We start from the raw sequence: 24,553 nt of genomic DNA on the forward strand, positions 1-24,553 counted from the left end.
GAAAAGAGAACCCCCGCCAAAGCGGGGGTCCCCTGTATCGGCGCTGGCCAGGCACTTACAGTGCGCTGCCACCGAACTTGTGGGTGTACTGCAGGTTGATCGTGCGGCCGACACTGTCGAACCAGGACACGTCGTAGTACGGGTAAGCGGTGTACGTACGGTCCTTCGGCGGCATCTTGTTGAACACATTGACCACCGACAGCGACAGGCGCGAGTGGTCGTCGAAGCGGTACTGCAGCGAGGCGTTGTAGCGATAGGTCGCCGTCACGTACGGGCTGTCGCCGCTATCCCAGTCGAACACCTGGTCGTAGCTGTCCGAGGTCGGCAGCTTGCCCAGGCGCGAGCCGTACACCGTTGCCGACCACGCATCCTTCTCCCAGGTCACGCTCAGGCTAGTCTTGGTGCGCGGAATGTCGAAGCCACTGTTGACCGCGAACTGGTCTTCGGTGCGGTCGCCGGGGTAGCGCTGGAAATCATGCTTCTTCACCCAGGTGTGCGTGCCGTTGAAGATGAAATCGCCGATGCCCGTCTGCAGGCGATAGCGCAGGCCGACGTCGATGCCGGAGGTGGATTCGCGGGCGACGTTGATCGGCTCCACGTGCACGCCATACAGGCGTCCGTCGTTGCTGCGGGTGATGCGGGCGAGCGCGTCCACGCAGGTCGGCGAATTGATGTCGGCGCTGCCCAGGCGGCAGTTTGCTTCGTTGGCCAGGAGCGTGCGCACGTCCATGTCCTGCACCTGGTTGCGCATGTCGATGTCGAACCAGTCCACCGACAGGTCCAGGCCGATCGCCGGCGACCAGACGATGCCGGCGCTCCACGAGGTGCTGGTTTCCGGGTCGAGCTGGCGGTTGCCGGTGCGACTGCGGATCAGGTTGCGCTCGTAATCGGAACAGTCGCTGGCTTCCTCAAGGCGGCAGGTGTACAGATCCTCGGCGCTGGTCTCGTCGTTGCCCGGTCCGGCAAACACATAGTGCAGGTCCGGTGCACGGAATGCGGTGCCGTAGGAGCCGCGCACCAGCAGGGTATCGATCGGGCGCCATTCCAGGCCGCCGCTCCAGGTCGCCTTGCCGATGCTGTGTCCGGAATAGCGGTACTGGTCGTAGCGGCCCGCCATGCTCAGGTTGACCGTGTCGTGCAGCGGCATGCGCAGCTCCGCAGCCGCCGCCCAGCGGTTGCGCGAACCCTTGCCGTCCGAATCCTTCCAGCTGTAGTAGTAGTACCCGGTCGCCAGCGGATCGGGGTTCAGCGAATAGGCCTGCTGGCCCACTTCCACGGTCGCGGCAAACCCGGCGTCGCCCCCCGGCAGAGCGAACAGGGCCGAGTTGGTCAGGGTGAAGGCGGCAGTCTCCGTGCGCGACTTCGGAGTGTAGGTGGTACGCGCGGCGATCGAGTCGTACTCGGCGCGGGTCAGTGGACGGTACAGCCGTGACGGATCGGCGTTGTAGACCGGGAAACCGTCGTCATCCACGCCCAGCTGCGGGCCGAGGAACAGGTCGTTGGCCTTGGCGGCAATGATCTGTGCCCAGCTGATGCGCGACTGGTACTGCGAATGGCTCAACGCCGCTTCGTAATCCCAGTTGCCAATCAGGTTGCCCTTGAAGCCGGTGGTCACGCTGAAGGTCTTCTGCGTGCTGCGCACCATGGCGTTGCGCAGGCCACCCATTTCCTCGGGCGAGAACTGGCGCTGCCAGAACTCGATCTCGCCAGTGGCTTCGTTGTTGAAGTAGCCCGACTCATCACCGTTGGCATCCATGCGGCCCCACTGGGTGACGTCGCGCATCAGCGACATCGTGTGGTAGCCGAGCTGCGCGTCGGCGAACCACTGCTGGCCATTGTCGAAGTCGTAGCTCAGGGACGCGTAGCCGTTGGCACCGCGGCGCTTGCTGAGGATGGTGCCGTAGCCGATCGAGCTGTCGCTGCCGCAGTAGTAGCCATACTTCGGGCGGTAGGCACGATAGGTGCTGCCTTGGTTCTGGCCGGACAGCGCTTCGCAGGTGGCGGCGCCCGGGTCCAGGTAGTCATCGTTGTAGTCGGTGCGCAGATATGCACGGCGCGCGATGCGCGAACCCTCGGTGGGGCCATCCCGGGTCGAGTCCTGGATGTCACGGTCATAGGCCCACAGCGGGGTCTGCGACTGCAGCTCGACGCTGTACACGGCGTTGAAGTTGCCACGGCTGAAACCGCTGGCCAGGCTCATGTCGAACGACTCGCCGCCGCCTTCGCTGGTGGTGCCCATGCGCATGTCGATGGTGGTGCCGTCGGCCTTCTTCTTCAGGATGAAGTTGACCACGCCGGCGATCGCGTCCGAGCCGTAGATGGCCGAGGCGCTGCCGGTCAGCACTTCGATGCGCTCGATCATGCCCAGCGGGATGTTGGAGACATCGGTGAAGTTGCTGCGGCCCTTGAACGGCATCGGGAAATCGGCAATGCGCCGGCCATTGACCAGCACCAGCGTGTGGTTCGGGCCCAGGCCGCGCAGGTCCACCTGCTGGGCGCCCGGCGAGAAGTCGGCGCCACTGGAAGACTGCTGGCTCTGCGTCTCACCGCCGTTCTGGGTCATTGCACGCAGTACGTCCGGCACGCTGGTGAAGCCACTGGAGCGGATCTGCTCGGCATTGATCACCGTGATCGGAGCGGGGCCTTCCACCTGGGCGCGCGGAATGCGCGAGCCGGTGACCTGCACCGCATCCAGTTGTTGCACCGGAGAGGAAGCCTGTGCCTGGGCCGCCGCGGAAGCAGCCACGCCCATCAACGCCAGCTGGATCGACCACGCCATCGCCTGTCTACGCATGAGGAATTCTCGGAAATGAAGCCGGCCCGCAGAGGAGGGGCCCTGTCCCCCATTCAGGCTTCCGGAATGGGCGCGCGCATTTAACGCCTTTTTCATGTCCTTGACTACTGGGCCCCTATCTGGCAAAGAGTGAAAACGCTTGCAAGTCGATTTTGTTCAGGGAGATCAAGATGCGACGCCTCGACCGGATCCTGCCTGGCCCCTTCGCCTGGCTGGCGCTGCTGGTGCTGGCCTGGCCATTGGCCACGCCCGCGCAGGACCTGCAGGGCCCCGGCTTCGCCTATTACGAAATCGGCGATCTGGAATCCCCGCGTCCCGGTCCGCGCGCGCCCGCCATGATGCTGATGGGCGGTGGCGAGTGGGTGCCGGAGGCCTTCCAGTGGTGGCTGAAGCAGGCCGGCAATGGCCGTGTGCTGATTCTGCGCGCCTCCGGTGGCGACGAACTGCAGGACCGCCTGTACCGCGAGATCGGCGGCACTACCGCAGTGCAGACCCTGGTCTTCGACAGCCGCCGCGGTGCCGATGATCCGGCGGTGCTGCGCGTGGTCGCGGCGGCCGATGCCATCTTCATTGCCGGCGGCGACCAGTCCCGCTATATCCGCTTCTGGAAGGGCACCGCACTCAACCGTGCACTCAACGCCCATGTGCGCGCCGGCAAGCCGATTGCCGGTACCAGCGCTGGCCTGGCCATCCTCGGCGGCTATGCCTATGGCGCCATGGATGGCGGCAGCATCACCTCGGCCGGTGCGCTGGCCGACCCGATGGGCAGTGCCGTGACCCTGGACAGCGGCTTCCTGCAGATGCCCTACCTGCAGCGCGTGGTCACCGACACCCATTTCGACAAGCGTGACCGGCTCGGTCGCCTGATCGTGTTCGTGGCACGTGCCGCCCAGGACAGCGGCGACCCTGACATCGTCGGCATCGGCGTCGATGAGGACACCGCCCTGTGCGTTGAGCCCGATGGCCGGGCCCAGGTCTACAGCGCAGATGGCGAAGGCAAGGTCTGGGTGGTCAGCCCCGGCCGCGACGCCGACCGCCTGGTGGAGGGCGAGCCGCTGCGCTTCCATGCGGTGCCGGTGACGGTGGTCGCCAGCGGCAGCCGCATGCGGCTGGATGATTTCCAGGCCGAGGCCGATTACCAGGCCGTGGCCGACGTCAGCGACGGCGAGATTGAGTTCACGCTTCGATAGTACCGGCCGCTGGCCGGCAACCCACCTTCCTGATGCGACCGGTGCCGGCCAGCGGCCGGCACTACCGGTGCAATCCTTTCACTACACCTGCTGGAGATGTACCCGATGAAACTGCGCCTGGTGCTGTCCGCGCTGCTGTCCCTGCCGTTGCTTGCCCAGGCCGCCCCGGCCGCCTCGCCGTTGCTGGTCATCCACGGCGGCGCCGGTGTCGAGCGCAAGGACCTGTCGCCGGCTGAAGAGAAGGCTGCGCGCGACGCGTTGCGCGCAGCGCTGCTGAAGGGCCATACCGAACTGGCGGCCGGTCGCCCGGCGCTTGCAGCCGTCACTGCGGCAATCACCGTGCTGGAGGACGATCCGACCTTCAACGCCGGCAAGGGCGCGGTGTTCACCCATGACGGCCACAACGAACTGGATGCCGCAGTGATGGATGGCGCCACCCTGGCTGCAGGTGCGGTGGCCGGCGTGCAGCGGGTGCGCAACCCGATCCTGCTGGCCCAGGCCGTGATGCAGAAGTCCAGGCACGTGATGATGGTCGGGCAGGGTGCCGAGGCATTCGCGGTGGAGCAGGGCATCGGCCTTGTCGATCCATCCTACTTCCGTACCGACAAGCGCTGGCAGCAACTGCAGCGCGCATTGAAGGAAGAGGCCAGTGGCCAGGCGCACGCCGACCTGGAGACCGCAAGGCACTTCGGCACGGTGGGCGCGGTTGCCCTGGATGCGCAGGGGCAGCTTGCCGCCGGCACCTCCACCGGTGGCATGACCAACAAGCGCTATGGCCGTGTGGGTGATTCGCCGATCATCGGCGCCGGTACCTGGGCCGACGCGGGCTGCGCGGTATCGGGCACCGGCTGGGGCGAGTACTACATCCGGACTGCGGCCGCGCACGAGATCTGTGCGCGCATGCGCTACCAGCGGCAGACGCCGGAGCAGGCCGGCAGGGGCGTGATCAACGAGATGATTCCAAAGATGGGCGGCGACGGCGGCGCGATCGTGCTTGCCGCAGACGGAAAAATGGCCATGCCGTTCAACACCCAGGGCATGTATCGGGGCTGGATCGGCGCCGATGGCGTCCCCCATGTCGCAATTTTCGCCAGCGAGACCCTGCCGGTCCCTAAGCAATAACCTTGCGTATCAATGGGTTTGCGACAACGTGTGAAAAAGATGGAAAAAAGCGTTGACAGCCCCCCGCCTGATCAGCAGAATAAGCGGCTCACCACCACACACCGCAACGCTTCGGTGGCAACGGGTTGGGGTGGTAAGGAGGGATACCCAAGCGGCCAACGGGGGCAGACTGTAAATCTGCTGGCTTACGCCTTCGGTGGTTCGAATCCACCTCCCTCCACCAGTTTCACGTTGTGACATTCCCGGCGCGGGAGTAGTTCAATGGTAGAACCTCAGCCTTCCAAGCTGATGGTGCGGGTTCGATTCCCGTCTCCCGCTCCATTGAATGAACTTTGAATATTATCGAGTTCATGTCATAATGCAAAACTCGGCTCACGTAGCTCAGTCGGTAGAGCACTTCCTTGGTAAGGAAGAGGTCGAAGGTTCGATTCCTTTCGTGAGCACCATCTTAAGCATCACCTCTCAGACGAATTCGAGATAAGCAGCCATGGCCAAGGGTAAGTTCGAGCGCACCAAGCCGCACGTCAACGTCGGCACCATCGGTCACGTCGACCACGGCAAGACCACGCTGACCGCCGCACTGACCAAGATCGGTGCCGAGCGCTTCGGTGGCGAGTTCAAGGACTACTCCTCGATCGACGCCGCGCCGGAAGAAAAGGCGCGTGGCATCACGATCTCGACCGCGCACGTCGAATACGAATCCCCGACCCGTCACTACGCCCACGTTGACTGCCCGGGCCACGCTGACTACGTCAAGAACATGATCACCGGTGCCGCCCAGATGGACGGCGCGATCCTGGTGTGCTCGGCCGCTGACGGCCCGATGCCGCAGACCCGTGAGCACATCCTGCTGTCGCGCCAGGTCGGCGTGCCGTACATCGTCGTGTTCCTGAACAAGGCCGACATGGTGGACGATGCCGAGCTGCTCGAGCTGGTCGAGATGGAAGTGCGCGAGCTGCTGAGCAAGTACGAGTTCCCGGGCGACGACACCCCGATCATCGCCGGTTCGGCCCGTCTGGCGCTGGAAGGCGACCAGAGCGACATCGGCGTGCCGGCCATCCTGAAGCTGGTCGACGCGCTGGACAGCTGGATTCCGGAGCCGGAGCGTGCGATCGACAAGCCGTTCCTGATGCCGGTGGAAGACGTGTTCTCGATCTCGGGCCGCGGCACCGTGGTGACCGGTCGTATCGAGCGCGGCGTGATCAAGGTTGGCGACGAAATCGAAATCGTCGGCATCCGTCCGGTGCAGAAGACCACCGTGACCGGCGTTGAAATGTTCCGCAAGCTGCTGGACCAGGGTCAGGCAGGCGACAACGCTGGCCTGCTGCTGCGCGGCACCAAGCGTGACGACGTCGAGCGTGGCCAGGTGCTGGCCAAGCCGGGCACGATCAAGCCGCACACCAAGTTCGAAGGCGAAGTGTACGTCCTGTCGAAGGACGAGGGCGGCCGCCACACCCCGTTCTTCAACGGCTACCGTCCGCAGTTCTACTTCCGCACCACCGACATCACCGGCGCCGCCAAGCTGCCGGAAGGCGTCGAAATGGTGATGCCGGGTGACAACGTCAAGATGGAAGTCACCCTGATCAACCCGGTGGCCATGGACGAAGGTCTGCGCTTCGCCATCCGCGAAGGCGGCCGTACCGTCGGCGCCGGCGTGGTCTCGAAGATCATCGAGTAAGCCTGCAGTACCGGTGGTTGCATAGCGCCGCCGGTTACGCGAATGGCGGGCCGGGAACCTCGGTCCGCCTTCGCCGTCTAAGGGAAGGCAAGTTTTCAACGTACGCCAGTAGCTCAATTGGCAGAGCAGCGGTCTCCAAAACCGCAGGTTGGGGGTTCGAGTCCCTCCTGGCGTGCCATCTGCCCACCTTATCCAGCGGCCTGGGCCGCTAAAGCAGACACAGCCGGATGAATAGCAAGATCGAACACTCCAAGGACAACTCCGCCAACGGTGGAGATATCGTCAAGTATGTCGCCGCATCGCTGCTGGTGCTGGCCGGTCTGTTCGTCTGGTTCTGGTTCTCCGCGGACTCCGGTCGCGCCGCCCAGCTGGGTGCGTGGGCGGGTCAGTTGCGTGCATTGGCGGTCGTGGTCGGTCTGGTTGGCGGTATCGGCGTGTTCATGCTGACCGGCAAGGGGCGCGACACCCGCGAATTCCTCTCCGAGTCGCGCTTCGAACTGCGCAAGGTGGTCTGGCCGACGCGCCAGGAAGCCGTCCGCATGACCTGGGTCGTGATCGTCGTGGTGCTCATCCTCAGCCTGCTGCTGGGTGGCTTCGACTTCCTGATCCAGAAACTGACTCAGTGGTTCCTGAGCCGCTAAGGAGAATTGCATGAAGCGTTGGTACGTCGTTCACGCCTATTCGGGCTTCGAGAAGTCGGTGGCGCAGGCTCTGCGCGATCGCATCGTCCGTGACGGCATGGAAGAGCGCTTCGGCGACGTCCTGGTCCCGACCGAGGAAGTGGTCGAGATGCGCGCCGGCCAGAAGCGCCGTTCCGAGCGCAAGTTCTTCCCGGGTTACGTGCTGGTCCAGATCGAGACCCACGAGGAAGCCGGCATTCCGCGCATCGACAACGAAAGCTGGCATCTGGTCAAGGAAACCCCGCGGGTCATGGGCTTCATCGGCGGCACCGCTGATCGCCCGCTGCCGATCGCCGATTCCGAGGCCGAGGCCATCCTGAACCGCGTTCAGGAGGGTGTCGAGAAGCCGCGTCCGAAGGTGCTGTTCGAGCCGGGCCAGATGGTTCGTGTCACCGACGGTCCGTTCAACGATTTCAATGGCGTCGTCGAAGAAGTCAACTACGAGAAGAGCCGTCTGCGCGTCTCGGTGCTGATCTTCGGTCGTGCCACTCCGGTCGAGCTCGAGTTCGGCCAGGTCGAAAAGGCCGTCTGACCTGTGCTGTCGAGTCGAGCCATGCTCGACTCCGGGGTCTGGATGGTGCGGTAGTCGGGCAAGGCTCGACTCTCCAAAGGGAACCGGGCCTGGCCCGGTTCCGTTCGTTTACCTGCCGCTTCAGGCATGTGAAGAAAAAACCTGTTATAGTGCGCGGCTCCCCGCTGGGAAAGCCAGCAGGACGAGGCCGCCGCAAGGTGGCCTTCAGCATGATTTCAAAACGCGATGCCGGGACGCGTGATTCCCGGTCCGATGGGGAGCCTGTTGTCGAAAGGCGCTAGCACCCGGAGAGCACTCACATGGCAAAGAAAGTTGTCGGTTACATCAAGCTGCAGGTGAAGGCCGGTCAGGCCAACCCCTCGCCGCCGGTCGGTCCTGCGCTGGGTCAGCGTGGCCTGAACATCATGGAATTCTGCAAGGCGTTCAACGCTGCCACGCAGAAGCTCGAGCCGGGTCTGCCGGTTCCGGTGATCATCACGGCCTATTCGGACCGTACGTTCACCTTCATCACCAAGAGCACTCCGGCTACCACCCTGCTGAAGAAGGCCGCTGGCATCTCGTCGGGCTCCAAGCGCCCGAACACCGAGAAGGTCGGCAAGGTCACCCGTAAGCAGCTGGAAGAGATCGCCAAGGCGAAGGAACCGGATCTGACTGCCGCCGACCTGGACGCCGCCGTGCGTACCATCGCTGGCTCTGCCCGTTCCATGGGCCTCGTGGTGGAGGGTTAATAAGATGGCACAGACCAAGCGTGAGAAGGCCATCAAGGCCGCCGTCGTTCCGGGCAAGGCATACGCCTTCGAGGACGCGATCAACATCCTGAAGACCGCCACCAAGGCCAAGTTCGTCGAGTCGATCGACGTCGCCGTGCGCCTGGGCGTCGATGCGAAGAAGTCCGACCAGCAGGTCCGTGGCTCCACCGTGCTGCCGGCCGGTACCGGCAAGTCGGTCCGCGTCGCCGTGTTCGCTCCGGCCGGTGCCAAGGCTGACGAAGCCCTGGCTGCTGGCGCCGAAGCCGTCGGTATGGATGACCTGGCCGAGAAGATGCAGGCCGGCGATCTGAACTACGACGTCGTCATCGCGACCCCGGACGCCATGCGCGTCGTCGGTAAGCTGGGCACCGTGCTGGGCCCGCGCGGCCTGATGCCGAACCCGAAGGTCGGCACCGTTTCCCCGAACCCGGGTGAAGCCGTGAAGAACGCCAAGTCGGGTCAGGTCCGTTACCGCACCGACAAGGCCGGCATCATCCACTGCACCATCGGCAAGGCCGACTTCGCCGAAGACGCGCTGAAGTCGAACCTGACCGCGCTGCTGCTGGACCTGATCAAGGCCAAGCCGGCCACCTCGAAGGGCACCTACCTGCAGAAGGTTTCGGTCAGCTCGACGATGGGCCCGGGCGTCACCGTCGACCAGTCGTCGCTGACCCTGAAGTAATTGTTTCAAGCGGTCACGGTGCCCCGGGTGCCGTGACCGTGACATTTGAAGGCATCGCTGGCAGTGCATCGCCCGCGGTAGCCGTCAAAGACCGCAGGCGCGGTCGTGGCAATACCGGCGACGGGCATGGAAGCTCGATCTGGCAAGGAGTCGCCGCCGGAGCAGTCACGAGCGCTTAATCGATTCCCCGGAATCACCCTGCGTAGATGGTGCCCTTCTGGAGTTTTTCTGGTTCACGCACGTCTGGGTTTCCCAGGTTGGCCCACTCCAGGTCTAGAACGGCCCACCCCCGGAACATCATCCCGATGTTCCCGGCGTCCAGGACGGATGCCGCACAGGACCGCACACGGCAGGAGCCGTAAGCGGAGTTCAATAGGAGGAGTGCAATGGCTCTCAATCTGTCCCAGAAGCAAGAAGTAGTCGCCGAGCTGGCAGACGTCGCCGCCAAGGCCCACTCCTTGATCGCAGCCGAATACGCTGGCACCACGGTCGCCCAGATGACCGCGATGCGCAAGCAGGCTCGTGAAACCGGTGTTTTCTTGAAGGTTGTCAAGAACACCCTGGCTTCGCGCGCCGTTGAAGGCACCGAGTTCGCAGTCGCCCAGGACCAGATGGTTGGTCCGCTGCTGTACGCGTTCTCGCTCGAGGAGCCCGGCGCTGCCGGTCGCCTGATCAAGGAAGCCGCCAAGGGCAACGACAAGCTGAAGGCTAAGGTCGTCGCCATCGGTGGTGAAGTGTTCCCGGCGAGCCACGTCGACGTGCTGGCATCGCTGCCGACCCGCGACCAGGCCCTGGCCATGCTGGCCCGCGTCCTGACCGAGCCGGTCACGATGTTTGCCCGCGCCATCAAGGCCGTTGGCGAGAAGCAGGGGGGTGGCGATGTCGCCGCTGACGCTGCCGAGCCGGCCGCCGAGACCGCCTGAGTTTCGACTTACCGTGGTTCCTGACGGAACCTCAATCCAGAAAATCATCCAAAGGTATTAATCATGTCCCTTACCAACGAACAGATCGTCGACGCCATCGCCGAGAAGTCCCTGATGGAAGTGATGGAGCTGGTCAAGGCCATCGAAGAGAAGTTCGGCGTCTCCGCCGCTGCTCCGGTTGCCGTGGCTGCTGCCGCTGGCCCGGCTGCTGCTGTTGAAGAGCAGACCGAATTCGTCGTCACCCTGAAGACTGCCGGCGAGAAGAAGGTCGAAGTCATCAAGGCCGTCCGCGCCATCACCGGCCTGGGCCTGAAGGAAGCGAAGGACCTGGCCGAAGCCGGCGGCGTCCTGAAGGACAACGCTTCGAAGGAAGAAGCCGAGAAGATGAAGAAGGACCTGGAAGCTGCTGGCGCGACTGTCGAAGTCAAGTAAGCAGTTACCTTGCATCGTCACCGATTCGCGGCGATGCAGCCAAGGCTGGGGGCGTAAGCCCCCGGCCTTTGGTCGTTGTTGCGGTGTTGTAGATCCGCGCCATGCGTGGATGTGAAAAAAAGCAGGAAAAAGCCCAACACGGGCTGCAGTCAAACCCCGGCAGGCCAGCGCCGAGCGCGGCAGCGGGGGAGTGGTAGCAGACGAGTTGGCAGTTGGAAGTAGCGGGAGAAGGCGTGCTGGTGCCGGCAATACCAGCGACTTCCAACTGACAATTTCAAGTTCCCTTCGGATCGTGGGCGCACGATCCGCACAACAAGGTGGAAGACCTCATGACGTCCTATTCGTTCACCGAAAAAAAGCGTATCCGCAAGGATTTCGGCAAGCAGCGCTCGATTCTCGAAGTGCCGTTCCTGCTCGCCATCCAGGTGGATTCCTATCGTGAATTCCTGCAGGAAAACGTCGATCCGGCCAAGCGCACGGACCACGGCCTGCACGCTGCGCTGAAGTCGGTCTTCCCGATCGCCAGCTACAGCGGCAACGCTGCCCTGGAATACGTCGGCTACAAGCTGGGCGAACCGGTCTTCGACGAGCGTGAGTGCCGCCAGCGCGGCATGAGCTACGGCGCCCCGCTGCGCGTGACCGTGCGCCTGGTGATCTACGACCGTGAGTCGTCGACCAAGGCCATCAAGTACGTGAAGGAGCAGGAGGTCTATCTGGGCGAAATCCCGCTGATGACCGAGAACGGCACCTTCATCGTCAACGGCACCGAGCGCGTCATCGTCTCCCAGCTGCACCGCTCGCCGGGCGTGTTCTTCGACCACGACCGTGGCAAGACCCACAGCTCGGGCAAGCTGCTGTACAGCGCCCGCATCATTCCTTACCGCGGCTCCTGGCTGGACTTCGAGTTCGACCCGAAGGACGCGCTGTTCACCCGTATCGACCGCCGCCGCAAGCTGCCGGTGTCGATCCTGCTGCGCGCGCTCGGCTACAGCAACGAAGAGATGCTGGCCGAGTTCTTCGAGATCAACACCTTCCACATCAACCCGGATGAAGGCGTCCAGCTGGAGCTGGTGCCGGAGCGCCTGCGTGGCGAGACCCTGGGCTTCGACCTCGCCGACGGCGACAAGGTCATCGTGGAAGCCGGCAAGCGCATCACCGCGCGTCACATCAAGCAGCTGGAAGCCTCGGGCATCGCCGCCCTGGCCGTGCCGGACGACTACATCGTCGGCCGCATCCTGTCGCACGACGTGGTCGATGCCTCGACCGGCGAACTGCTGGCCCAGGCCAACGACGAGATCACGGACGAGCAGCTGCAGGCCTTCCGCAAGGCCGGTGTGGATGCCGTGGGCACCCTGTGGGTGAACGACCTGGATCGTGGCCCGTACCTGTCCAACACCCTGCGTATCGACCCGACCAAGACCCAGCTGGAAGCCCTGGTCGAGATCTACCGCATGATGCGTCCGGGCGAGCCGCCGACCAAGGATGCCGCGCAGAACCTGTTCCACAACCTGTTCTTCACCTTCGAGCGCTACGACCTGTCCGCGGTCGGCCGCATGAAGTTCAACCGTCGCGTGGGCCGCAAGGAAACCACCGGCGAAGCCGTGCTGTACGACAGCAAGTACTTCGGCGAGCGCAACGACGAAGAGTCCAAGCGCCTGGTCGCTGCCCACGGCGAAAGCTCCGACATCCTGGACGTGATCAAGGTCCTGACCGAGATCCGCAACGGTCGCGGCGTGGTCGACGACATCGATCACCTGGGCAACCGTCGCGTGCGTTCGGTCGGCGAAATGGCCGAGAACGTGTTCCGCGTCGGCCTGGTCCGCGTCGAGCGTGCGGTCAAGGAGCGCCTGTCGATGGCCGAGTCGGAAGGCCTGACCCCGCAGGAACTGATCAACGCCAAGCCGGTCGCCGCTGCCATCAAGGAGTTCTTCGGCTCCTCGCAGCTGTCGCAGTTCATGGACCAGAACAACCCGCTGTCGGAAGTGACCCACAAGCGTCGCGTCTCGGCCCTGGGCCCGGGCGGCCTGACCCGTGAGCGCGCCGGCTTCGAAGTGCGCGACGTGCACCCGACCCATTACGGCCGCGTCTGCACCATCGAAACCCCGGAAGGCCCGAACATCGGCCTGATCAACTCGCTGGCCGTGTACGCCCGCACCAACAAGTACGGTTTCCTCGAGACCCCGTACCGCAAGGTCGTGGACGGCAAGGTCTATGACGAAGTCGAGTTCCTGTCGGCCATTGAAGAGAACGAGTACGTCATTGCGCAGGCCAACGCGCTGACCGACGCCAAGGGCACCCTGACCGAGCAGTTCGTTCCGTGCCGCTTCCAGGGCGAATCGCTGCTGAAGCCGCCGGCGGAAGTCCACTTCATGGACGTTTCGCCGATGCAGACCGTCTCGATCGCGGCCGCGCTGGTTCCGTTCCTGGAGCACGATGACGCGAACCGCGCACTGATGGGCGCCAACATGCAGCGTCAGGCCGTGCCGACCCTGCGTTCGCAGAAGCCGCTGGTCGGCACCGGCATCGAGCGCGCCGTGGCGCGTGACTCGGGTGTGACCGTGAACGCCCGTCGTGGTGGTGAGATCGTGCAGATCGACGCCGCCCGCATCGTGGTCAAGGTCAACGAGGAAGAGATCGTTGGCGCCACCGACGCCGGCGTGGACATCTACAACCTGGTCAAGTACACCCGGTCGAACCAGAACACCTGCATCAACCAGCGTCCGCTGGTCCAGGTGGGTGACGTCATCGCCCGCGGCGACGTGCTGGCCGACGGTCCGTCCACCGACATCGGCGAGCTGGCCCTGGGCCAGAACATGCTGATCGCGTTCATGCCGTGGAACGGCTACAACTTCGAAGACTCCATCCTGCTCTCCGAGCGCGTGGTGGAAGAGGATCGCTACACCACGATCCACATCGAAGAGCTGACCTGCGTCGCGCGTGACACCAAGCTGGGGCCGGAGGAAATCTCCGCCGACATCCCGAACGTCTCCGAGCAGGCGCTGAACCGCCTGGACGAGAGCGGCGTGGTGTACATCGGTGCAGAAGTGCGCGCTGGCGACATCCTGGTCGGCAAGGTCACCCCGAAGGGCGAAAGCCAGCTGACCCCGGAAGAGAAGCTGCTGCGCGCGATCTTCGGCGAGAAGGCTTCGGACGTTAAGGACAGCTCGCTGCGCGTTCCGCCGGGCATGGACGGCACCGTCATCGACGTGCAGGTCTTCACCCGCGACGGCATCGAGAAGGACAAGCGCGCCCGCCAGATCGAAGAGTCCGAAATCAAGCGCGTCAAGAAGGACTTCGATGACCAGTTCCGCATCCTGGAAGCGGCCATCTACATGCGTCTGCGTTCGCAGATCGTGGGCAAGGTGGTCAATGGTGGTGCTGGCCTGAAGAAGGGTGACGTGATCACCGACGCCTTCCTCGACGGCCTGAAGAAGTCTGACTGGTTCGCCCTGCGCATGAAGGACGAGGACGCCTCGGAAGCCATCGAGCGCGCCCAGAAGCAGATCCAGGCGCACGAGAAGGAATTCGAGCGTCGCTTCGCCGACAAGCGCGGCAAGATCACCGCGGGCGACGATCTCGCCCCGGGCGTGCTGAAGATGGTCAAGGTGTTCCTGGCGGTGAAGCGCCGCATCCAGCCGGGCGACAAGATGGCAGGCCGCCACGGCAACAAGGGTGTGGTGTCCAACGTGGTGCCGGTCGAGGACATGCCGTACATGGCCTCGGGCGAGACCGTGGACATCGTGCTGAACCCGCTGGGCGTGCCGTCGCGTATGAACATCGGCCAGATCCTGGAAGTGCACCTGGGCTGGGCCGCCAAGGGTCTGGGTCGCAAGATCCAGGCGATGCTGGAAGCCCAGGCGGCGGTCGCCGACCTGCGCAAGTTCCTGGACGACATCTACAACCACGACGACACCAACGTGGCCAACCGTGTCGACCTGTCGCAGTTCAGCGACGAGGAGCTGCTGCGCCTGGCCCGCAACCTGACCGACGGCGTGCCGATGGCCACCCCGGTGTTCGACGGCGCCACCGAAGCGGAAATCAAGCGCATGCTGGAACTGGCCGACCTGCCGAGCAGTGGCCAGACCCAGCTGTACGACGGCCGCACCGGTGAAGCATTCGACCGCCATACCACCGTCGGTTACATGCACTACCTGAAGCTGAACCACCTGGTCGACGACAAGATGCACGCCCGTTCGACCGGTCCGTACTCGCTCGTCACCCAGCAGCCGCTGGGCGGCAAGGCGCAGTTCGGCGGCCAGCGCTTCGGTGAAATGGAAGTCTGGGCGCTGGAAGCCTACGGCGCGGCCTACACCCTGCAGGAAATGCTGACGGTGAAGTCCGATGACGTGCAGGGCCGCAACCAGATGTACAAGAACATCGTCGACGGCGAGCACGAGATGGTCGCGGGCATGCCGGAATCCTTCAACGTGCTCGTGAAGGAAATCCGCTCGCTGGCCATCAACATGGAACTGGAAGACAACTGATCCATGCCGGCGCGGCGGTCCGCCGCCGCGCCGCTGGCAGTGAACTGAAAGCCCATCGACACAGCATTCCTCCTTCTGGAGAACACCATGAAAGACCTGCTCAACCTCTTCAACCAGCAGCGCCAGACGCTGGACTTCGACGCGATCAAGATCGCGCTGGCCTCGCCGGACCTGATCCGTTCGTGGTCCTTCGGCGAAGTGAAGAAGCCGGAAACCATCAACTACCGTACCTTCAAGCCGGAACGCGATGGCCTGTTCTGCGCCGCCATCTTCGGCCCGGTGAAGGACTACGAGTGCCTGTGCGGCAAGTACAAGCGCATGAAGCACCGCGGCGTGGTCTGCGAAAAGTGCGGCACCGAAGTGACCCTGGCCAAGGTGCGCCGCGAGCGCATGGGCCACATCGACCTGGCCTCGCCGGTCGCGCACATCTGGTTCCTCAAGTCGCTGCCGTCGCGCATCGGCCTGATGCTGGACATGACCCTGCGCGACATCGAGCGCGTGCTGTACTTCGAAGCGTACGTGGTGACCGAGCCGGGCCTGACCGCCCTGGAGCGCCGCCAGCTGCTGACCGAGGAACAGTACCTGCAGGCGCGCCAGGAACACGGTGACGACTTCGACGCCGCCATGGGCGCCGAGGCCGTCTACGAACTGCTGCGCACGATCGATCTGCAGTCCGAGATGACCCGCCTGCGCGAGGAAATCGCCGCTACCGGTTCGGAAACCAAGCTCAAGCGCCTCACCAAGCGCATCAAGCTGATCGAAGCCTTCCTGGAATCGGGCAACCGTCCGGAATGGATGGTCATGACCGTGCTGCCGGTGCTGCCGCCGGACCTGCGTCCGCTGGTCCCGCTGGATGGCGGCCGTTTCGCGACCTCCGACCTGAACGACCTGTACCGCCGCGTCATCAACCGCAACAACCGCCTGCGCCGCCTGCTCGAACTGAGCGCGCCGGACATCATCGTGCGCAATGAAAAGCGCATGCTGCAGGAATCGGTCGATGCACTGCTGGACAACGGCCGCCGCGGTCGTGCCATCACCGGCACCAACAAGCGCCCGCTGAAGTCGCTGGCCGACATGATCAAGGGCAAGCAGGGCCGCTTCCGCCAGAACCTGCTCGGCAAGCGCGTCGACTACTCGGGCCGTTCGGTCATCGTGGTCGGCCCGTACCTGCGCCTGCACCAGTGCGGCCTGCCGAAGAAGATGGCGCTTGAGCTGTTCAAGCCGTTCGTCTTCGCCAAGCTGCAGCGTCGTGGCCTGGCCACCACCATCAAGGCTGCCAAGAAGCTGGTCGAGCGCGAAGAAGCCGAAGTCTGGGACATCCTGGAAGAGGTCATCCGCGAGCATCCGGTGATGCTGAACCGTGCGCCGACCCTGCACCGTCTGGGCATCCAGGCGTTCGAGCCGGTACTGATCGAGGGCAAGGCCATCCAGCTGCACCCGCTGGTCTGCACCGCGTTCAACGCCGACTTCGACGGTGACCAGATGGCCGTCCACGTGCCGCTCTCGCTGGAAGCCCAGCTGGAAGCGCGTGCGCTGATGATGTCGACCAACAACATCCTGTCGCCGGCCAACGGTGAGCCGATCATCGTGCCGTCGCAGGACGTCGTGCTGGGTCTGTACTACATGACCCGCTCGCTGGAGAACAAGAAGGGCGAGGGCATGGCCTTCGCCAACATCGCCGAAGTCAAGCGCGCCTACGACAACCGCGTGGTGGAACTGCACGCCAAGGTCAAGGTCCGCATCACCGAGGTGGTGACCGACGAAGACGGCAACAAGCAGAACAAGACCTCGATCGTGGACACCACGATCGGTCGCGCCCTGCTGGCTGAAATCCTGCCGGAAGGCCTGCCGTTCGCGCTGGCCAATGTCGAGCTGACCAAGAAGAACATCAGCCGCCTGATCAACTCCAGCTACCGTCAGCTCGGCCTGAAGGACACGGTCGTGTTCGCCGACAAGTTGATGTACACCGGTTTCGCCTATGCGACCCGCGCCGGCGTCTCGATCGGCATCGACGACATGCTGATCCCGGACGAGAAGAAGGGCATCCTCACCGAGGCCGAAGCCGAAGTGCTGGAAATCCAGGAGCAGTACCAGTCGGGCCTGGTCACCGCCGGCGAGCGCTACAACAAGGTGGTCGACATCTGGTCGCGCACCAACGAGCGCATCGCCAAGGCGATGATGGACACCATCGGTACCGAGAAGGTCGTCAATGCCAAGGGCGAGACCATCGACCAGAAGTCGATGAACTCGCTGTACATCATGGCCGACTCCGGTGCGCGTGGTTCGCAGGCGCAGATCCGTCAGCTGGCCGGCATGCGTGGCCTGATGGCCCGCCCGGACGGCTCGATCATCGAGACGCCCATCAAGGCGAACTTCCGTGAAGGCCTGAACGTGCAGGAGTACTTCAACTCCACCCACGGTGCCCGTAAGGGTCTGGCCGATACCGCGCTGAAGACCGCGAACTCGGGTTACCTGACCCGTCGCCTGGTCGACGTGGCGCAGGACGTGGTGATCACCGAGGTGGATTGCGGTACCACCGAAGGCCTGATCATGACCCCGATCGTGGAAGGCGGCGACGTGGTCGAGCCGCTGAAGGATCGCGTGCTGGGCCGCGTGGTTGCCGAGGACGTGTTCCTGCCGGGCAACGACGAAGATCCGATCGTCACCCGCAACACCCTGCTGGACGAAGCCTGGGTTGCCAAGCTGGAAGATGCCGGCGTGCAGACCATCAAGGTCCGCTCGACCATCTCCTGTGAATCGGCCTTCGGTGTCTGCTCGCGCTGCTACGGCCGCGACCTGGCCCGTGGCCACCTGGTCAACATCGGTGAAGCGGTCGGCGTCATCGCCGCCCAGTCCATCGGTGAGCCGGGTACCCAGCTGACCATGCGTACGTTCCATATCGGTGGTGCGGCGTCGCGAGCTGCTGCGGTCGACAACATCACCGTCAAGACCACCGGCTCGGTCAAGTTCAGCAACCTCAAGTCGGTCGAGCACGCCAACGGCTCGCTGGTGGCGGTGTCGCGCTCGGGCGAAATCTCGGTGCTCGATGCGCACGGCCGTGAGCGTGAGCGTTACAAGCTGCCGTACGGTGCAACCATCACGTCCAAGGACGGCGATGCGATCAAGGCGGGCCAGACCGTGGCCAACTGGGATCCGCATAACCACCCGATCGTGTCGGAAGTGGCCGGCTTCATCCGCTTCATCGACTTCGTCGACGGCATCACCGTCATCGAGAAGACCGACGAGCTGACCGGCCTGGCGTCGCGCGAAATCACCGATCCGAAGCGTCGTGGTACCCAGGCCAAGGACCTGCGCCCGATCGTGCGCATCGTCGACGCCAAGGGCAACGACCTGTCGATCCCGGGTACCGACCTGCCGGCGCAGTACCTGCTGCCGCCGCGTTCGATCGTCAACCTGCAGGACGGCGCCCCGGTGGGCGTGGGCGATGTTGTCGCCAAGATCCCGCAGGAAGCGTCGAAGACCCGCGACATCACCGGTGGTCTGCCGCGCGTGGCCGACCTGTTCGAAGCGCGCAAGCCGAAGGATCCGGCGGTGCTGGCCGAGCGTTCGGGCATCATCAGCTTCGGCAAGGACACCAAGGGCAAGCAGCGCCTGATCATCAAGGACACCGATGGTTCGGAGCACGAAGAGCTGATCCCGAAGTACCGCCAGGTCATCGTGTTCGAAGGCGAGCATGTCACCAAGGGTGAAACCATCGTGGACGGCGAGCCGAGCCCGCAGGACATCCTGCGCCTGCTGGGTGTCGAGCCGCTGGCTGCCTACCTGGTCAAGGAAATCCAGGACGTGTACCGCCTGCAGGGCGTGAAGATCAACGACAAGCACATCGAGGTGATCACCCGCCAGATGCTGCGCAAGGTCGAGATCACCGACCAGGGCAGCAGCAAGTTCCTGAACGGCGAACAGGTGGAGCGCCAGCGCGTTATCGAGGAGAATGCGCGCCTGTCGGCCCGCAACGAACTGCCGGCGCGCTTCGATCCGGTCCTGCTGGGTATCACCAAGGCCTCGCTGGCGACCGAATCGTTCATCTCGGCGGCCTCCTTCCAGGAGACCACCCGAGTGCTGACCGAGGCTGCCGTCCGCGGTACCAAGGACAACCTGCGTGGCCTGAAGGAAAACGTCATCGTCGGCCGCCTGATTCCGGCCGGTACCGGCCTGTCCTACCACAGCAGCCGCCGTCGCGGCGCGACCGGTCTCACCGACTCGGAAATGCAGACCCTGGCCGGCACCCCGGCTGCGGTCGAGTCCCCGGTGGTTGAAGCCGAAGCTGAACAGGCCTCGGGCGAAGAATGAGGTATCCGGTCCGGCCGCAAGGCCGGACCACCCCATCGGTCCATCGATGGGATTGGGAAAGGGCAGGGGAGGTCGTCCGTGATCGACCCAGCCAATCTGAACGGGGTACATGGAGGCCCCCCAGTAACGTCCCGGGATCAGGGACGGGCTTGACAGGAGGCGTTTGACTGCTTTCCTTGCAGGTTGCTACAATCGTCTGTCTCAGCAGGCCAAAATTTCGGCCTGCTTTAACATTTCCGCATCTCTGGCCGGATTTTCCGGCCACCAATCAGAAGAACCTACTGATGGCGACGATCAACCAGCTGGTCCGCAAGCCGCGGCAAGCGACCACCTACAAGAGTGCCTCGCCGGCGCTCGACAAGTGCCCGCAGCGCCGTGGCGTCTGCACCCGTGTCTACACCACCACTCCGAAGAAGCCGAACTCGGCTCTGCGCAAGGTTGCCAAGGTCCGCCTGACCAACCAGGAAGAAGTGATTTCCTACATCGGTGGTGAAGGCCACAACCTGCAGGAGCACTCCGTGGTCCTGATCCGCGGCGGTCGCGTCAAGGACCTGCCGGGTGTGCGTTACCACACCGTTCGTGGCTCGCTCGACGCCGCCGGCGTTGCCAAGCGTCGCCAGGCCCGTTCCAAGTACGGCGCCAAGCGTCCGAAGGCATAAGGAGAGAGCACTATGTCGCGTAAGGGTAATACTCCGCAGCGTTCCGTCCTGCCCGATCCGAAGCACGGAAGCGAAACCATCGCCCGTTTCATCAACATGGTCATGCAGAGCGGCAAGAAGTCCGTCGCCGAAAAGATCGTGTACGGCGCCATGGACGTGATCACCGAGAAGAACAGCAGCGCCAACGCCATTGAACTGGTGCAGAAGGCTCTGGACAACGTCGCTCCGGCGGTCGAAGTCAAGTCGCGCCGCGTCGGTGGTGCCACCTACCAGGTGCCGGTCGAAGTGCGTTCGTCGCGCAAGATGGCCCTGGCCATGCGCTGGCTGATCGACTCCGCGCGCAAGCGTGGTGAGAACACCATGCCGAAGAAGCTGGCTGCTGAACTGATCGACGCCTCGGAAAACCGCGGCGGCGCCATCAAGAAGCGCGAAGAAACCCACCGCATGGCCGAAGCCAACAAGGCATTCGCCCACTACCGCTGGTGAGTTTGACGGCCTTGTAAAACAGGCAGGGCAGCACCACTTCGGTGCGTGCTGCCTCGCGGTCCCAGAAGGACTGCGCCAATCCGAAGGCCGCCGAAAGGCGGCGTTCGGCCATCCGAAATCCAAGAAATCTGAGAGGCTCCCGTGGCCCGTTCCACTCCCATCGAGCGTTACCGTAACTTCGGCATCATGGCTCACATCGATGCCGGCAAGACCACCACGTCCGAGCGCATCCTGTTCTACACCGGCAAGAGCCACAAGATCGGTGAAGTGCACGACGGCGCCGCCACCATGGACTGGATGGAGCAGGAGCAGGAGCGTGGCATCACGATCCAGTCCGCTGCCACCACCGCGTTCTGGAAGGGCATGGACAAGTCCCTGCCGGAGCACCGCTTCAACATCATCGACACCCCCGGGCACGTCGACTTCACCATCGAAGTGGAGCGTTCGCTGCGCGTGCTCGACGGTGCCGTCTTCGTCCTGTGTGCCGTCGGTGGCGTGCAGCCGCAGTCGGAAACCGTGTGGCGCCAGGCCAACAAGTACCACGTGCCGCGCATCGCGTTCGTCAACAAGATGGACCGCACCGGTGCCAACTTCCAGAAGGTCGTCGGCCAGCTGAAGGCCAAGCTGGGTGCGGTTGCCGTGCCGATGCAGCTGCCGATCGGCGCTGAAGACAACTTCAAGGGCGTCGTCGACCTGCTGAAGATGAAGGCCATCCACTGGGATGAAGCTTCGCAGGGCATGAAGTTCGAATACGGCGACATCCCGGCCGAACTGCAGGGCCCGGCTGAAGAGGCTCGCCAGTTCATGGTCGAGACCGCTGCCGAAGCCAGCGAAGAGCTGATGGAAAAGTACCTGGGCGGCGAAGAGCTGGCCGAGGCTGAAATCATCAATGCCCTGCGTACCCGCACCCTGGCCACCGAGATCGTGCCGATGTACTGCGGCTCGGCCTTCAAGAACAAGGGCGTGCAGGCCATGCTGGATGGCGTGATCCAGCTGCTGCCGTCGCCGGTCGACGTGCCGGACGTGAAGGGCGTGGACGTTGACGACGACACCGTCGAAATGACCCGCAAGTCGGACGACAAGGCTCCGTTCTCGTCGCTGGCCTTCAAGATCATCACCGACCCGTTCGTCGGCGCGCTGACCTTCTTCCGTGTCTACTCGGGCACCCTGAACGGTGGCGACACCGTGCTGAACTCGGTGAAGGGCAAGAAGGAGCGCATCGGCCGCATCCTGCAGATGCACTCGAACAACCGCGAGGAAATCAAGGAAGTTCTGGCCGGTGACATCGCCGCTGCCGTGGGCCTGAAGGACACAACCACCGGTGACACCCTGTGCGCCGTGGACGCCCCGATCATCCTGGAGCGCATGACGTTCCCGGAGCCGGTGATCTCGATGGCCGTCGAGCCGAAGACCAAGTCGGACCAGGAAAAGATGGGCCTGGCCCTGGGCCGTCTGGCACAGGAAGATCCGTCGTTCCGCGTCAAGACCGACGAAGAATCCGGCCAGACCATCATCTCGGGCATGGGCGAGCTGCACCTGGACATCATCGTTGACCGCCTGAAGCGCGAGTTCAACGTTGAAGCCAACGTCGGCGCGCCGCAGGTGGCCTACCGCGAAACCATCACCCTGGCCGACGTCAAGTCGGACTACAAGCACGCCAAGCAGTCCGGTGGTAAGGGTCAGTACGGTCACGTCGTGATCGAACTGTCGCCGATCACTGCTGCCGACCGTGCCGATCCGAAGATCGCTCCGATGATCAAGGACGACTTCCTGTTCATCAACGACATCACCGGCGGCGTGATCCCGAAGGAATTCATCCCGTCGGTCGAGAAGGGCCTGCGCGAAACCATCACCAGCGGTCCGCTGGCTGGCTTCCCGGTCGTGGACGTCAAGGTGAAGCTGGTGTTCGGTTCGTACCACGACGTCGACTCCTCGGAAATGGCGTTCAAGCTGGCTTCGTCGATGGCCTTCAAGCAGGGCTTCGCCAAGGCCAAGCCGGTGCTGCTGGAGCCGATCATGAAGGTCGAGATCGTGACCCCGGAGGATTACCAGGGTGACGTGATGGGCGACGTCAGCCGTCGTCGCGGCGTGCTGCAGGGTTCCGACACCACCGGTGACGGTTCGGCCAGCATCATCAACGCGATGATCCCGCTGGGTGAAATGTTCGGCTACGCCACTGCACTGCGTTCGCAGACCCAGGGCCGCGCCACCTTCACCATGGAATTCGATCACTACGAGCCGGCTCCGACCAACATCGCCGAAGCCGTCATGAAGAAGGGCTGAGCCTCGCTCAGCCTCTCTTGAAACCACTTACGAACAATCAAGGTATAGAACAATGGCAAAGGGTAAGTTCGAACGCACCAAGCCGCACGTCAATGTCGGCACCATCGGTCACGTCGACCACGGCAAGACCACGCTGACCGCCGCACTGACCAAGATCGGTGCCGAGCGCTTCGGTGGCGAGTTCAAGGACTACTCCTCGATCGACGCCGCGCCGGAAGAAAAGGCGCGTGGCATCACGATCTCGACCGCGCACGTCGAATACGAATCCCCGACCCGTCACTACGCCCACGTTGACTGCCCGGGCCACGCTGACTACGTCAAGAACATGATCACCGGTGCCGCCCAGATGGACGGCGCGATCCTGGTGTGCTCGGCCGCTGACGGCCCGATGCCGCAGACCCGTGAGCACATCCTGCTGTCGCGCCAGGTCGGCGTGCCGTACATCGTCGTGTTCCTGAACAAGGCCGACATGGTGGACGACGCCGAGCTGCTCGAGCTGGTCGAGATGGAAGTGCGCGAGCTGCTGAGCAAGTACGAGTTCCCGGGCGACGACACCCCGATCATCGCCGGTTCGGCCCGTCTGGCGCTGGAAGGCGACCAGAGCGACATCGGCGTGCCGGCCATCCTGAAGCTGGTCGACGCGCTGGACAGCTGGATTCCGGAGCCGGAGCGTGCGATCGACAAGCCGTTCCTGATGCCGGTGGAAGACGTGTTCTCGATCTCGGGCCGCGGCACCGTGGTGACCGGTCGTATCGAGCGCGGCGTGATCAAGGTTGGCGACGAAATCGAAATCGTCGGCATCCGTCCGGTGCAGAAGACCACCGTGACCGGCGTTGAAATGTTCCGCAAGCTGCTGGACCAGGGTCAGGCAGGCGACAACGCTGGCCTGCTGCTGCGCGGCACCAAGCGTGACGACGTCGAGCGTGGCCAGGTGCTGGCCAAGCCGGGCACGATCAAGCCGCACACCAAGTTCGAAGGCGAAGTGTACGTCCTGTCGAAGGATGAGGGTGGCCGCCACACCCCGTTCTTCAACGGCTACCGTCCGCAGTTCTACTTCCGCACCACCGACATCACCGGCGCCGCCAAGCTGCCGGAAGGCGTCGAAATGGTGATGCCGGGTGACAACGTCAAGATGGAAGTCACCCTGATCAACCCGGTGGCCATGGACGAAGGTCTGCGCTTCGCCATCCGCGAAGGCGGCCGTACCGTCGGCGCCGGCGTGGTCTCGAAGATCATCGAGTAATCTGGTAGTATCAGCGCCCCGATGTTGCCTGGGTAGGGCATCGGGGCGTATCAAATGGGAAAGCAGGCACAGGATGTGCCTTGTGTTCCCCGGACCAGGAAGGGTCAATGCCATTCAGGCGGCGTCAACAGGCGACTGTTGACAGCTGCCTTGCGTGCCATTATGCTTCTACGTCTGGGCAGGCCGGGTAACTGGTCTGCCTACGTTTTTGAGGTCCATGGATTGACCTTGGCGGCCTGCAGGACTGCGGGCCGTCCGTATTCAGGAATTTCATGGGACAAAGCAACCCAGAGGCTTTGTCTGTC

16 protein-coding genes and 4 tRNA genes are annotated in these 24,553 nt (G+C 63.8%); 19 read left to right on the forward strand and 1 reads right to left on the reverse strand.

The features are described 5' to 3' along the window. Positions 1-55: 55 nt before the first annotated feature. Positions 56-2,794 carry a TonB-dependent siderophore receptor gene (locus ACEPA4_RS03870; protein WP_262090088.1) on the reverse strand — a complete coding sequence of 913 codons (2,739 nt, stop codon included), beginning with the start codon at positions 2,792-2,794 and terminating at the stop codon, positions 56-58. A 170-nt stretch (positions 2,795-2,964) separates the two neighbouring features. Between ACEPA4_RS03870 and ACEPA4_RS03875 the strand changes: the two genes are divergently transcribed. From ACEPA4_RS03875 to tuf (ACEPA4_RS03965), 19 genes are all read left to right on the forward strand, one after another. After that, positions 2,965-3,984 (forward strand): cyanophycinase, encoded by a 1,020-nt coding sequence (locus ACEPA4_RS03875; protein WP_095377075.1) that lies wholly within the window; start codon positions 2,965-2,967, stop codon positions 3,982-3,984. A 105-nt stretch (positions 3,985-4,089) separates the two neighbouring features. Continuing rightward, positions 4,090-5,106, forward strand: a complete 1,017-nt coding sequence (locus tag ACEPA4_RS03880) for an isoaspartyl peptidase/L-asparaginase family protein (protein ID WP_262090090.1) — start codon at positions 4,090-4,092, stop codon at positions 5,104-5,106. A 137-nt stretch (positions 5,107-5,243) separates the two neighbouring features. Beyond that, positions 5,244-5,329 (forward strand) — tRNA-Tyr (locus tag ACEPA4_RS03885). Positions 5,330-5,353: 24 nt separating this feature from the next. Continuing rightward, positions 5,354-5,427, forward strand: a tRNA-Gly gene (locus ACEPA4_RS03890). A 49-nt stretch (positions 5,428-5,476) separates the two neighbouring features. Continuing rightward, a tRNA-Thr gene (locus ACEPA4_RS03895) sits at positions 5,477-5,552 on the forward strand. 41 nt (positions 5,553-5,593) lie between these two features. Beyond that, a complete protein-coding gene (tuf, locus tag ACEPA4_RS03900; protein WP_065178958.1) occupies positions 5,594-6,784 on the forward strand; it encodes an elongation factor Tu in 1,191 nt (396 codons plus the stop codon). A gap of 102 nt (positions 6,785-6,886) precedes the next feature. Continuing rightward, positions 6,887-6,962 (forward strand) — tRNA-Trp (locus ACEPA4_RS03905). Positions 6,963-7,011: 49 nt separating this feature from the next. Beyond that, positions 7,012-7,425 (forward strand): preprotein translocase subunit SecE, encoded by a 414-nt coding sequence (gene secE / locus ACEPA4_RS03910; RefSeq protein ID WP_004145202.1) that lies wholly within the window; start codon positions 7,012-7,014, stop codon positions 7,423-7,425. A gap of 10 nt (positions 7,426-7,435) precedes the next feature. Further along, positions 7,436-7,996, forward strand: coding sequence for a transcription termination/antitermination protein NusG (gene nusG, locus ACEPA4_RS03915; RefSeq protein ID WP_004154362.1), 561 nt, complete (start codon positions 7,436-7,438; stop codon positions 7,994-7,996). 299 nt (positions 7,997-8,295) lie between these two features. Next, positions 8,296-8,724 carry a 50S ribosomal protein L11 gene (gene rplK / locus ACEPA4_RS03920; RefSeq protein ID WP_004145248.1) on the forward strand — a complete coding sequence of 143 codons (429 nt, stop codon included), beginning with the start codon at positions 8,296-8,298 and terminating at the stop codon, positions 8,722-8,724. A 4-nt stretch (positions 8,725-8,728) separates the two neighbouring features. Beyond that, on the forward strand, positions 8,729-9,427 hold the full coding sequence (rplA, locus tag ACEPA4_RS03925; protein ID WP_014646045.1) for a 50S ribosomal protein L1: 699 nt from the start codon (positions 8,729-8,731) through the stop codon (positions 9,425-9,427). Positions 9,428-9,813: 386 nt separating this feature from the next. Next, complete coding sequence (gene rplJ / locus ACEPA4_RS03930) at positions 9,814-10,350, forward strand: 50S ribosomal protein L10 (RefSeq protein ID WP_005408203.1); 537 nt, start codon at positions 9,814-9,816, stop codon at positions 10,348-10,350. A gap of 63 nt (positions 10,351-10,413) precedes the next feature. Then, positions 10,414-10,782 (forward strand): 50S ribosomal protein L7/L12, encoded by a 369-nt coding sequence (gene rplL / locus ACEPA4_RS03935; protein ID WP_005415408.1) that lies wholly within the window; start codon positions 10,414-10,416, stop codon positions 10,780-10,782. Positions 10,783-11,111: 329 nt separating this feature from the next. Continuing rightward, positions 11,112-15,266 carry a DNA-directed RNA polymerase subunit beta gene (gene rpoB, locus ACEPA4_RS03940; protein ID WP_005415409.1) on the forward strand — a complete coding sequence of 1,385 codons (4,155 nt, stop codon included), beginning with the start codon at positions 11,112-11,114 and terminating at the stop codon, positions 15,264-15,266. Positions 15,267-15,353: 87 nt separating this feature from the next. Then, positions 15,354-19,577, forward strand: a complete 4,224-nt coding sequence (gene rpoC, locus ACEPA4_RS03945) for a DNA-directed RNA polymerase subunit beta' (protein WP_262090061.1) — start codon at positions 15,354-15,356, stop codon at positions 19,575-19,577. Between the two features lie 284 nt (positions 19,578-19,861). Beyond that, positions 19,862-20,236, forward strand: a complete 375-nt coding sequence (gene rpsL, locus ACEPA4_RS03950) for a 30S ribosomal protein S12 (protein ID WP_004145320.1) — start codon at positions 19,862-19,864, stop codon at positions 20,234-20,236. A 12-nt stretch (positions 20,237-20,248) separates the two neighbouring features. After that, a complete protein-coding gene (gene rpsG, locus ACEPA4_RS03955) occupies positions 20,249-20,722 on the forward strand; it encodes a 30S ribosomal protein S7 (protein WP_004145321.1) in 474 nt (157 codons plus the stop codon). Between the two features lie 141 nt (positions 20,723-20,863). Next, complete coding sequence (gene fusA, locus ACEPA4_RS03960; RefSeq protein WP_049422946.1) at positions 20,864-23,005, forward strand: elongation factor G; 2,142 nt, start codon at positions 20,864-20,866, stop codon at positions 23,003-23,005. A 52-nt stretch (positions 23,006-23,057) separates the two neighbouring features. Further along, entirely contained in the window at positions 23,058-24,248 is a 1,191-nt protein-coding gene (gene tuf, locus ACEPA4_RS03965; protein ID WP_065178958.1) for an elongation factor Tu, read from the forward strand. Positions 24,249-24,553: the final 305 nt, after the last annotated feature.

The organism is Stenotrophomonas sp. P2112, assembly GCF_041897515.1.
In the GTDB taxonomy this organism is placed as follows: domain Bacteria; phylum Pseudomonadota; class Gammaproteobacteria; order Xanthomonadales; family Xanthomonadaceae; genus Stenotrophomonas; species Stenotrophomonas sepilia.